Genomic DNA, 12,109 nt, shown 5'->3' with positions numbered 1-12,109 from the left:
GCGAGTCCGTCAATATGGACTCGCATTTTTAATTAGATATTAAACAGTTAAGAATTTAACCAATTTATCTTTATCAAGAAGGTTTCCGACGAAAAATTCCCCGAATTCGCCATAGCGTGCTGACACTTCGTCAAAGCGCATTTCATATACTAATTTTTTGAATTGCAGTACGTCATCAGCAAATAAAGTTACGCCCCATTCGTGATCATCGAAGCCTACAGAGCCAGTGATAATTTGTTTTACTTTACCAGCATAGCCGCGACCAATCATTCCATGTGAACGCATTAATGATTTACGCTCATCCATTGATAGCATGTACCAGTTGTCGTTCCCTTGACGGCGTTTATCCATTGGATAGAAGCATACATATTTAGCGCGCGGAAGTTCAGGATATAGACGCGCACGTACATGTGGATTTTGGTAAGGATCTTCATTTGACTCGCCAGCTAAATAGTTTGAAAGCTCTACCACAGATACATAAGAATATGTAGGAATTGTAAAATCTGCAATAGCTAATTTATTGAATTCTGCTTCAAGCTCTTGTAACTCATCCATTGTTTCACGCAATGTCATAATCATAAAGTCAGCTTTTTGACCAACGATTGCATAGAAAGCATGAGCACCTGTTTTAGCTACGTCTGCTTCGTTCAGTTTTTCTAAATAAGCAATAAATTCCTCTACTGCTGCTTGACGTTCCTCAGCAGAAACAAGTTTCCAAGATGCCCAATCAATTGAGCGGAAATCATGTAAAGCGTACCAACCATCTAACGTAATTGCTGCTTCATTCATTATTGAAAACACTCCTTTATAAGTGAATACCATTCAAAAATTAGTTTATCATAGTTTGTACAAAAACCCTAAGTTCATGATAGTAATTCACGAATTTGACACCATCTAAAGATCATGTATTCTAAAGAGAAGAGATGTAATAAGAGGAGTACCAAAATGAAACATATTTTACAACAGCCAATTTGGCGTTATTATGATCAATCCATTAGTGCGAAGCAAAGATCACCGCTTGAATCTTTTGCGACGGACGATACATTGTGCCAATTAGTTGGCCAATTGATGTCTCCTCCAACAATTCGTACATGGGTTCATGAGGCATCTGTTGTGCTAGGTATTCAAGACCATCGGTTACCTTATGTTCAGCAAGGTATGGAATTACTAGAATCTAGAGGCTATCATCCTATTGTTCGTAATTCTGGTGGACTAGCGGTTGTGCTAGATGAAGGGATTCTTAATATTTCCATTGTATTGTCTGAACAAAAAGAGTCGCTCAGTATAAACGATGGCTATGATGTGATGGTGGACCTTGTGAAGGGATTGTTCCCAGAAGTAGCTGAAAAAATTGAGGCTTATGAAATAGTGGGCTCTTATTGCCCAGGTTCTTATGATTTAAGTATTGATGGGAAAAAATTTGCTGGTATTTCACAAAGACGCTTACGTCAAGGGGTGGCAGTGCAAATTTATTTATGTATTGAGGGGAGTGGCTCACAGCGCGCGGCACTTATCCGTGACTTTTATGAAGAGAGCTTGCAACAAGAGGAAACAAAATTCGCTTACCCTCAAATCGTGCCAGAAGTCATGGCTTCGCTATCGGAGCTTATAGACCCTCATTTAACAGTAGAAGCGGTTGTTATTCGTCTACAGCAACTACTTAATCAGTGGGCCGAGGAAGTACGTCCACAGTCCTTTTATGACGAAGAATTAACGTTGTATGGTTTTTATTTACAGCGGGTTTTTGAGCGCAACACCAAAATGCTTGAACGTAAGTAAGCTAGTTGATTATATGAAACAGAAAAAGCGATGCGGCTAATTTAGCGCATCGCCATTTTCTGGTTGATAAATAGAACTGCTAGTTACAAGATTTCCGTTCTTCTCCATTTTAAAAACAGGCGCAATTCGCTCTTCCTCTTCATCAAGCGTAACAAGACGTCTAGCACGATTCATAATTTGAACAAATTGCTCGTAATCTTTGCGAATCGCTCGATTTTCCTCTTCTAGTTTTGTAATGGTTTTCTCTAGTTTTTTATTTTTCTCAGATGTTACATGTACAAGTTGTCGCCATTTTGAAGATTCATTTCCTACTTCACCAGAATGCTGTAAACGTAGTAAATAAGCTATGACAATATCAAGAGAAAGGGCAGATAGCGGAATTGATTTTCCTTCTGCAGCACTATTATTTACGGTAAACATACTAGAAGCACGGCGTCTTGCTGGCGCTCCCAACACTCGCATTCTCTCTTTTCTTTCCTTTTTAGCTTCTGCTAATTGTTCCTCGTATTCTTTACGAACAACGGCATTCCAACGAAAACCACAGGCTGCCGCAGTACGATTTAATGCATCGCCTGCTTCCTCAAAGGCATTAAGCTGTGTGCTTCCTTCTGTTACATGACGGATTACAGCCTCTGCTAGTAATTCATCGTTTTCTTTTAACCAAGCATCTTGTCTTACTTTACTCATATTAAAATCCTCCCACCTTTATCTGGAACTTGTTATTTAAGACTAGCATGACCAATCTTTTAACCTTTTATTCATCTATGTAGAAGGAATTATGCTTGAATAGAAGGGGAAAAGTACGATACAATACCCGATGTAGGTTTGCGCACATGCTGCATACTTAAATATGTGAAGGTCATGTGTGCAATAGAGCGAGATTATGTTTGAAAAATACTATATAGAAAGGGTTGTTGACAAAATGGCAAACGAATTTAAAGTTTGCGATGAATGTCAGGCCGTTAACTTAAAAACGTTAATTCCAAAATTAAAGGAAATCGATCCTGATGCAACCATCGAAATTGGCTGTCATTCTTACTGTGGTCCAGGACGCAAAAAGACATTTACCTTTGTAAATAGCCGACCTGTTGCTGCATTAACAGAAGATGAACTAATGGAAAAGGTTTTAGCAAAATTAAAAAAGTAAAACTAAAAGCTATCTCTACTTGGGGGATAGTTTTTGTTTTGCTTTTTTATATGTTGAGAAAATTAGACCAATATAAATATAAAAATAATGATAAAGGTAATCGAAATAGGTTGTTAATATCTATAGAAAAATGGCAATAAGTATGCTAGTCCTAGATTTATCGCATATAATAGAACTATAACAAAATGGGGGTGCTATCCAAATGACATATGCAAACGCTAAATTAGAAGAAGAAAAGGTATTTAAAGATCCAGTACACCGTTATGTACATGTTCGAGATCAAGTGATATGGGATTTAGTGGGTACAAGAGAATTTCAGCGTTTACGTAGAATTCGTCAACTAGGTACCACATTTTTAGTATTTCATGGAGCAGAGCATAGTCGCTTTAGTCATTCTCTGGGGGTTTACGAAATTGTACGTCGCATAGTAGATGATATCTTTGTAGGGCGTCCAGATTGGGATGAAAGTGAAAGATTATTAGTGTTATGTGCAGCCCTTTTACATGATTTAGGTCATGGCCCATTTTCCCATGCCTTTGAAAATGTATTTGAGCTTGATCATGAATATTTTACAAGGCAAATTTTGTTGGGAGATACGGAAGTAAATGCGATTTTAAAAAAAGTGGCAGCTGATTTTCCTGAAAAGGTATCCCAAGTAATTGAAAAGACATATCCAAATAAGCAAGTAATTAGTTTAATTTCGAGCCAAATTGATGCAGATCGTATGGATTACTTACAACGTGATGCTTATTTTACAGGTGTAAGCTACGGTCATTTTGATATGGAACGGATTTTAAGAGTAATGCGTCCAAGAAAAAACCAAGTAGTAATCAAAGCAACAGGCATGCATGCGGTGGAAGACTATATAATGAGTCGCTATCAAATGTACTTACAAATTTATTTCCATCCTGTTTCACGAAGTGCAGAGGTAATTTTAAATAATATATTAAAAAGAGTAAAACAATTAAGCTTAGCGGGCTATACATTTAAGCATGAGCCTACTCATTTCCTAGCATTTTTCCGAAATGTTATTACATTAGAGGATTATCTTGCGTTAGACGAGAGTATACTTTTTACATATTTTCAGTTATGGATGCAAGAGGAGGATGCCATTCTAAGTGATTTAAGCCGCCGCTTTGTGAATCGTAAGCTATTTCAATACATTGATTTAGACCCTGGAGTAGAGCTCAATAAATATCAAAAACTCCAAGAGCTTTTCAAAAAGGCAGGATTAGACCCCGATTATTATCTTGTACATGATACAACAGCAGATCTGCCATATGATTTTTATAGACCAGGAGAGGAAGAAGTGCGTGTACCAATTTTTTTAGAAATGAAAAATGGTGAGCTACGGGAGCTTTCACGTGAATCCATTATTGTGGATGCTATCTCAGGGCGTATGAAACGAGATCATAAAATCTATTTCCCATTAGATATCTTAGAGGACGATTCAACAAACTCAACTGTAAAAAAACAAATATTAATGTTATTAAGGAAAGACAATAAATAAATATAAATTTTAAAAATAATAAAGCAGTAAACACGTTCCAGGGGGATGTTGTTTACTGCTTTATTATTTTTAGATAATTGTTTAGAAACTGTTAAGTTGAATTAGATATAATTAATCAATAATTTTGAAATGGAGGTGGTGCCCATTGATTGTTGTGATACAAAAGTGCCGTGAAGATATGTGGAAACATTTGTGAATAATTCTAATGACCTATATTAAGATAATGGTTGAATTTTATTTGCGATGTTTCTATAAAAATTAAAGGAGAGAGTGTGACCTATTGTTTGTTCATTCCTTTCCTAAACCTGAAAGGATCAATCTTGTAGCAAACAGTATCAGGTATCTCTCTAACTAAAAAAGGAGAGAAACATGAAAAAATTAAACATAGCGATAATTATATTGCTACTTGTATTTCAAACAGTACTTTCACCAATTTCAGTGTTTGCCGACGAGAGTCAACCACCTGTGACTCCTCAAAATGAATCTAGCGAAAATACTGTGATTGATTCTAATGGAGAAGTAGGAAACCAAAATACTACAAGTGAAATACCAAGTGAAGATGCTGCTGAAGTGACAACTCCAGAAGATGAAACAAAATCAGAAGAGCAAACAGAAGGACAGCCAGAAGAACAACCAGAAGGACAGCAAGAAGAGCAACCAGAAGAACAGCAAGAAGGACAGCAAGAAGGACAGCCAGAAGAACAACAAGAAGAAGAGCAGCTAGAAAACCAGCCACAGTTAATAATGCCATTAGGTGCGCCAGTAGGTTACCCTGTTGAAAATATGCAAGCAGATGTGACGATGTCATTTAGTGGCTTAAAGCTCTTTTCACAAGGTGGAGCATTAATTACAAATGCTACAGATTTAGCAAATTATTCAGGGCCAAAACCGAAAAAGGGTGATGTAGTATATCTAAACTACACATTCTCTTTGGATCCAACAATTGATTATGGAATAGGTTCTACGTTCACATTCCAATTACCTGCCAATATGATTGAAGAGTACACAGCAGGTTCTTTTAATCAATCAAGAACATTAACAGAGACTGGTGATTGGTTAGCCTATTCGTCAAGCTATAACAGTGCTACAAAAACAGTAACAGTCACAATAGATAGTGAATTAGAACAAGGGCAATCAGGTAGTATGAACTTTGAGTTTATGGCGAAATTTGATAATTTTGCTGATGAAAGTGAACTTGAACAATCATTAATAATCCCTGTGCTTGGAGGAACAGATGTTCAACTAGACTTTGAATTTGCACCTACAGGTAGTGGGCAATTACTAACTAAAAATGCTGGTTCTATTACACGTGACGCAAGTGGTGAAGTAACGATTCCATGGACAGTTTGGGTGAATACTGGTGGGCAAAAACTTGAAAGTGCAAGTTTGAATGATGTACCAGATGCAAAGCATGAGCTGGCTGGAAATATTACAGTTGAGCGATACAAAATTGGATTGAATGGGTTTAATTCAAATAGCCCAGGTGCTGTAGACGATACAAGCATTGAAACCTCATTCCCTATCTCATTGACAGATGGATACTATGCATACAAAGTAACATATAACACTGTTGTAACAGCAGATCCAACTGCATCAAGTATGTCCTATACAAACGTAGCTACTTTGACAGGGACAAATATTCCTGCTAACACAACAGCCAATGGAACACAAACTGTACAATATGGACCGAGCTTAGATAAAACAAGAAGTGGCGATAAATATAATTCGACATGGACAATTAAGTATAACTGGCTAGGTCAAAAAATACCTGCTGATAAAGCGAAATTAACAGATACACTGACAGGCTCGTCGCCAACAACTGGTAAGCATAAAATTGATTACAGTAGTTTTGAAGTATATCGTGTAACTTTATCGAATGACGGTCAAACGGAGCAATCTTCAATTCTGTTAAGTGAAGGTCAAGATTATAGCTTCGATTCACAAAATAATTATAATTTTATAATCAACTTTGATCATTCAACAAATACTACAGGTCCAGCTGGTGAGGTGACATCAGCGTTTAAAGTTGTCTATGATACAGAGCTGGAAGATGAATTTGTTACAGATGCAAATACGGGCACGATTACAAATACTGTAACAAGAGGAGATAGTGGTTCAGACACAGCAACTCTAGACCTGGCTTCAAACATCTTTAATAAAGCACGTGGGGCAATTGACTATGTAAACAAAACAATTACATGGACTTTAACCATTAATGCTGAGAAAGATTTGAAAAACTTTGTAATAGAAGATGACTTTACAACCACAAATAGAGCCGGAGAAACGTTAAAACACACATTAACACCATGGAACGGTACTGACTTCTATGAGGTTACTGGTGCAAATGGTTTAACGTACTCGATTACAGATAAAGCGGGTAATGCCCCAACTATAGGCAACGAAGGTTTTAAAATGGAAATTTCAAGTGACATTCCAAAAGACCGCACAGTTACTATTCGATACAAAACAAAGTACGATATTAAGCCAAATGGAGGTGTAGCAACCTCGTATATTAATACGGCTGATGCAACATGGGATGGCGCAATAGATTCTCATAACCAAGCATTAGATAGAACTGCTAATTATACGCCAGATTCTACTTCTCCAACAAACAATAATGGCTACAAAAAAGTTGTCGTAGATAACCAGACACAAGAGTTTTCTTGGCGTATTGGGGTTAATATCAATAAACAAGATATAAACAGTGCTACCTTAACAGATACATTAGGTGCGGGTCATTATATTCCTGTCCCAGATGGTCAAACATTAAAAGATCAAATTACCATATCTAAGCTAAACTTAACAACAGAAGAGGGAACAAAAAATGGTACATTAGATCCTGCTAAATGGACTGTTACAGAAACACTAACAGATAACAAGGTTACAGGTTTTGAAATTACGTTTATTAACCTAGATCCAATTACTGATAACAACGAAGCGTATTTAATTGAATACAAAACAAAAGATGCTGACGATATTTATGGTCAAAACTCAACTACTGCTTCACGAGAATACACAAATACTGCGACACTAGATACACCATACAATGGTAGCTATAATTATAATGCAACAGCAAAAATTAGTAATCTTGCAAATGAGTTAATTAAAAAAACAGCGACACCTGTTCCAGCCAGCGATATTATTAATTGGGCAGTTACAGTAAATGCTTCTAATTCAAAATTAGGAAATATTACATTAACAGACAAACCATCAAGTAACCAAAAAATATTAACAAATACGTTCAAGAAACAAGAGATTAAACTAAATGCAAATGGGACTTCTCAAAATATAGGATCCCCTATTACTGTGGATGCTAGCGAAATTGTCTTAAATCAAGATGGTAGTTTTAGTCTTAATTTGGGAGAATTAAATGGCAAAGGTTATGTTGTTACGTATTCCACATTCTTTATGGGGGATGGTAACGCGGGTGAAACAATTTCTAATAGTGCCTCTATTGGTTACGCTGGAGCAACAGCTGCAGGTACAAGTGACCACGGTGGCGATAGCAAAACATTTAAATATAGCTCATCTGATACAAGTGCATCAGGTGTTAAGGGTACATTGCAATTAAAAAAATATAAAGTAAATCCTTTAACAGGTAAACGTGAAGAGTTTGCTGGTGTTAAGTTTGAATTATGGAATAAAAATAACACAATCAAACTTGATGAAGGAACAACAGACGCAGATGGTACATTGACATTTGAACAAGTGCGTTATGGAAAGTATACGTTAAGAGAGGAATCACCAGGGGGCTATATTGCGATTGCGCCAATCACGATTACAATGGGAGCAAATATAGATATTACTCCAGGTGTGGATGGTAAAGCATATGTTATTGATAACATTGAGGATGTTAATTTAACAAATGCCTGTCCTGCATTCACATTAACAGTGAAAGACATTGATGGTAATGCTATTGCTAATAAAAATGTTAAATTAATTGATAGCAACGGCAACGCAAAATACACGGGCACAACAAATGCTGCGGGGCAAGTATCAGATATTAAGCGACCTGGTACAGGTGGTAAAGAAGTCCAAGCAGGCGTGTATACATTAGTGGACGAAAATGACATTCCTTTAGGTACTGTTACCGTTAAATATGGTACTGGAGAATGTCAAGATACAGTCCAACCTACAAATTCATGTCCTAACTTTAAAATTACTGTAAAAAATGAGAATGGAAATCCACGTCCAAATGTATCAGTTACACTTAAAGATCTAAGTAATACTGTTATAGCTACTGGCACAACAAATAGTGATGGTCAATTCATCATTGATAAAACAACTCCAGCAGGAAAATATAAGCTATATGAGGGTACCCAGTATTTAGGTGAAGTAAATGTTACGTATCACAATGATAATTGCCAAAGTGAAGTACAGTTAGCACCAAAATGTGAAACGTTTGAATTAACTGTCTATGATGTTGATGGTAATTTAGTTGCAGATGGTACTTCAGTAACGGTTAAAAATAAAGATACAGGTAACATTATAGCTACAAAAACTACAAAAGACGGTGTAATTGAATTAAGTGATTTAGAGCCAGGTGTTTACACAGTTGTAGTTGATGGAGAAGAAATTGATGAGTTTGAAAGCAATATCGATTGTAAAGAGAGCGTTCAACCAACACCAAAATGTGAAAACTTCACAGTAATAATCAAAGATAATACTGGCATCATCAAGCCAGGTAACAATGTCATTATTAAAGATAAATCTGGAAAAGTAATCTCAACAAATAAGGATAAAGATGGAAATTTAACGTTTGTATCTAAAACAACTCCTGCGGGTAAATATGATGTATATGATAAAAATATTTACTTAGGTGAGATAGAAGTTTCTTATGCGAGTGTTCCTTGTGAAATTACATTATCAATTGCACCAGTTTGTCCAGCCTTTACATTGACAATTAACAATATGTTTGGTCAACCACGTGTAGGCGTAAAAGTAACAATAACAGGTGAAGATGGTATACAGGTTGAAGATAATGGTTCAACAGAGTTTATAACAGATAGTAAGGGTCAAATTACGATCAATAATTCAATTATTAAGCCAGGTAAGTATATTGTAAGAGAGAATGGTAAGACAATTATTGGTACAGTTATCGTGGGTAATACATGCGAGGCTAAAATTCAGCCAAGTCTACCAGTAACACCTCCTACAACTAATCCAGGAAATCCAGATCCAGACCCAGAAAAACCAGTGGATCCGAACAAACCGAATCCAGATCCAGAGAATCCTGTAGAACCAAACAAACCAAATACAGATTCAAACAATTCGGCCAATCCTGGAAAAACTGAGGGATCTAAACCTTCTGTTCAAGGTGTCATTGATCAAGGGAAAAACTTACCGCCTTATAATCCAACTAAAGCTACAAAAGATACACTAGATGCTTATAAGGATTTCTTGAATAAATATAGTCAATTAACTAAAGAGGAACAGGAAGCTGTTGCAGAATCACTTGATATTAACAAAATTAAATCGGATGCAAAACGATTAGAAGCTCAATTAAAAGCACAAGGTAAATTACCTCAGACAGATGGTGCCGATCAAACAGCACTAATGCTGATTGGAGTAGCACTTATTCTTGGTGCATTATACTTCTTACGTCGCCGCAACGCTGAAGTTAAATAATTACTTAAAAGAAGAAGCCCCTAAGACTCTTAAATCTTAGGGGCTTCACCTATTTCTAAAATGCTTCTGATAGCTTTTCAGGTGCTTTATCAAATGGATATTGTTGAACAAAATCAGCTTGTATGGCAAGACGCTTTGATCCATTATCAGCACATGTAATGAGTGTTAAAACAGTTTTATTTGGAATATCATCGATTACATAAATATCTGTTGCCGCAATGACTTTCTTAGAAGCTAAATGATATTCATAAATATTGGTTAAATCCGTTACATAGACTGTATCTCCTATACTTGCTTTATATAGAGGACTAAATAAGATATCCTTTTCTTCAAAATAATGTCCTGCTAAGGCGTAATTTCCCTGCCCGAGGCTTTGATTTGGCTTCATGGTACCTGCCCCTACGGCAAGTGCAGCATTTCCAACACCTTTGACAATCGGAAGTTGCATGTCAACACTTGGTATGGCGATACTACCAATTATGGGCATTTTATTGGCCTTTGTTTGAGCCTTTAATACCTCCGCTATGGACAGCGATTGTACATCCTCAAATACATAATCTGCATTAACCTGATTATTCTTTTCAATCTCTTCTACACTGATTTCAGTAGTATTTAATTGATGGCTTAAATGGGCAATGATCGCATTTTGAATGGGGCTGATAAATACAAGTATTAGGCCAAGGACGAGCATAGTGATGAGCAATATTATCTTCAGTTTATTCATGTCGTAGATCACATCCTTGTTTTTGAAATAGAAGGTTTTATTCCAGCAAAAGATGGTTAACTTATGACCATTTCAAAAAAATGGATAGAGCGTTAAGATGCTTGCTCTATCCATCTTACTACTATTTGTCGCTAAAACGCACGCCTGCAACGCCGTAATGATTTTTAGACATTTCTTCAATAAAAACTGTTACATTTTCTGCAGGTGCATTAACTGTGCGAGATACTGCTTCTGTTACTTCTTTTACAAGAGCACGTTTTTGTTCCTCTGTACGACCTTCAAGCATTTTCACTGTTACGTATGGCATAATATTGCCTCCTTTATAGAATAATGTTGTATAGTTAGTTTATAAGAAAGTATAAACTTCTTACTTGCGTTGAGGCATATACGCAATGGCGAAAATAGTGATTGTTTCGACAAAATATGCGTTGATATGCTTTCCTTTATAATAGCAGAATGGAGGATATTTAAGTATGACAAATGAAGAAAAACCAAAACAAAAAATGGGTTTTACCATTATAAAAAACGATCCAACAGATGGACATAAAGGGTTTGGTATCGGTTCACTTTCATTAGAGAATGTATCGCCTGTAATAGTGGACGTAGAAGAGGGGACGGCTTCTGTTGAAATTGGTGCCATGCATGCAAGAAGTGACGTAGAGCGTGGTATTAAATTTACAATGGACCGTGCTGATTCAGAGGGCGGGAAACTGTATTGGCTCGTGTGGGTGACGATAGACCATAAAGAAAATGGGCCATATTATGCAGGAGTTACAGCCTGTGAGATGGTTGTAAATCGTGAAAAACGACGTGGCTATAAAATTCTAGCTGATCATGTAAATAAAATGGATAAATCCATGAAACGTCATATTATTGTAGAGCATATGGATGCACCGTCTAAAAAAGTGTTAGCTTCTTTCCTTAAACAACTTAATCCAGAATTGTGGGAACGTAGTGAGGAGCAATTGCGTCAAGACTTATTTGTCGAATAGACTCGTAATGATTGAACAATCTGTGACATTTTGCAATCGCTTTCGATATTAGGTTGAAAGTGTGTTTGAAACAAAGTACACTTGATGCAGAGCTTACATTTTAGTAAGCTAGGACACTTGGTATCGCGAATGTGATGAGCGCTATGCGGCATTTGAACAACCCAAACCCAAGCCAAATGCCCCATGATGCTCATACTTCGCGGACCATAAAAAAAGAAAAGCTTTCTGTTCCCACGGACACGTCTCCGGGGAAGAGAAAGCTTTTCTTATTTTTAGTATATCAGTTACTTTGTCGAGAGCCTTCATAGCTAAAAACGTATTAGGATTAA

At 36.6% G+C, this 12,109-nt stretch carries 9 protein-coding genes; 5 read left to right on the top strand and 4 right to left on the bottom strand.

The window, feature by feature from the left end; translation table 11 throughout:
* Positions 1–39: 39 nt before the first annotated feature.
* Entirely contained in the window at positions 40–789 is a 750-nt protein-coding gene (gene hemQ, locus BFM98_RS07240; protein WP_004227638.1) for a hydrogen peroxide-dependent heme synthase, read from the bottom strand.
* Positions 790–945: 156 nt separating this feature from the next.
* Here hemQ and lipL point away from each other — a divergent pair, with 156 nt between their 5' ends.
* Positions 946–1,779 (top strand): octanoyl-[GcvH]:protein N-octanoyltransferase, encoded by an 834-nt coding sequence (gene lipL, locus BFM98_RS07235; RefSeq protein WP_054548577.1) that lies wholly within the window; start codon positions 946–948, stop codon positions 1,777–1,779.
* A 36-nt stretch (positions 1,780–1,815) separates the two neighbouring features.
* Here lipL and BFM98_RS07230 read toward each other — a convergent pair whose 3' ends face one another.
* Complete coding sequence (locus BFM98_RS07230) at positions 1,816–2,466, bottom strand: RsfA family transcriptional regulator (protein ID WP_004227650.1); 651 nt, start codon at positions 2,464–2,466, stop codon at positions 1,816–1,818.
* A gap of 235 nt (positions 2,467–2,701) precedes the next feature.
* On the opposite strand from BFM98_RS07230, the gene BFM98_RS07225 reads away from it, so the two are divergent.
* From BFM98_RS07225 to BFM98_RS07215, 3 genes are all read left to right on the top strand, one after another.
* A complete protein-coding gene (locus BFM98_RS07225; RefSeq protein ID WP_004227652.1) occupies positions 2,702–2,926 on the top strand; it encodes a YuzB family protein in 225 nt (74 codons plus the stop codon).
* 202 nt (positions 2,927–3,128) lie between these two features.
* Positions 3,129–4,436, top strand: a complete 1,308-nt coding sequence (locus tag BFM98_RS07220) for an HD domain-containing protein (protein WP_175400723.1) — start codon at positions 3,129–3,131, stop codon at positions 4,434–4,436.
* Positions 4,437–4,805: 369 nt separating this feature from the next.
* Positions 4,806–10,064, top strand: a complete 5,259-nt coding sequence (locus BFM98_RS07215) for a collagen binding domain-containing protein (RefSeq protein ID WP_066036953.1) — start codon at positions 4,806–4,808, stop codon at positions 10,062–10,064.
* Positions 10,065–10,119: 55 nt separating this feature from the next.
* Here the strand turns inward: BFM98_RS07215 and BFM98_RS07210 are convergent, their stop codons facing one another.
* The gene (locus BFM98_RS07210) at positions 10,120–10,788 is read right to left on the bottom strand and encodes a class A sortase (protein WP_054548575.1); all 669 of its coding nucleotides are present in this window, start codon (positions 10,786–10,788) and stop codon (positions 10,120–10,122) included.
* A 121-nt stretch (positions 10,789–10,909) separates the two neighbouring features.
* Positions 10,910–11,095 (bottom strand): 2-hydroxymuconate tautomerase, encoded by a 186-nt coding sequence (locus BFM98_RS07205; protein ID WP_004231516.1) that lies wholly within the window; start codon positions 11,093–11,095, stop codon positions 10,910–10,912.
* Between the two features lie 166 nt (positions 11,096–11,261).
* Here BFM98_RS07205 and BFM98_RS07200 point away from each other — a divergent pair, with 166 nt between their 5' ends.
* Positions 11,262–11,780 carry a YwhD family protein gene (locus BFM98_RS07200; RefSeq protein ID WP_066036952.1) on the top strand — a complete coding sequence of 173 codons (519 nt, stop codon included), beginning with the start codon at positions 11,262–11,264 and terminating at the stop codon, positions 11,778–11,780.
* Positions 11,781–12,109: the final 329 nt, after the last annotated feature.

It is taken from the genome of Lysinibacillus sp. AR18-8 (genome assembly GCF_001705465.1).
Classification (GTDB): domain Bacteria; phylum Bacillota; class Bacilli; order Bacillales_A; family Planococcaceae; genus Lysinibacillus; species Lysinibacillus capsici.
Note: the sequence above shows the minus strand (reverse complement) of the source record. Positions and strands in the feature narration are given on the sequence as shown.

Coding starts and splice junctions, on each gene's coding strand:
- hemQ (WP_004227638.1), bottom strand. CDS start 789: ATGAATGAAGCAGCAATTACGTTAGATGGTTGGTACGCTTTACATGAT.
- lipL (WP_054548577.1), top strand. CDS start 946: ATGAAACATATTTTACAACAGCCAATTTGGCGTTATTATGATCAATCC.
- BFM98_RS07230 (WP_004227650.1), bottom strand. CDS start 2,466: ATGAGTAAAGTAAGACAAGATGCTTGGTTAAAAGAAAACGATGAATTA.
- BFM98_RS07225 (WP_004227652.1), top strand. CDS start 2,702: ATGGCAAACGAATTTAAAGTTTGCGATGAATGTCAGGCCGTTAACTTA.
- BFM98_RS07220 (WP_175400723.1), top strand. CDS start 3,129: ATGACATATGCAAACGCTAAATTAGAAGAAGAAAAGGTATTTAAAGAT.
- BFM98_RS07215 (WP_066036953.1), top strand. CDS start 4,806: ATGAAAAAATTAAACATAGCGATAATTATATTGCTACTTGTATTTCAA.
- BFM98_RS07210 (WP_054548575.1), bottom strand. CDS start 10,788: ATGAATAAACTGAAGATAATATTGCTCATCACTATGCTCGTCCTTGGC.
- BFM98_RS07205 (WP_004231516.1), bottom strand. CDS start 11,095: ATGCCATACGTAACAGTGAAAATGCTTGAAGGTCGTACAGAGGAACAA.
- BFM98_RS07200 (WP_066036952.1), top strand. CDS start 11,262: ATGACAAATGAAGAAAAACCAAAACAAAAAATGGGTTTTACCATTATA.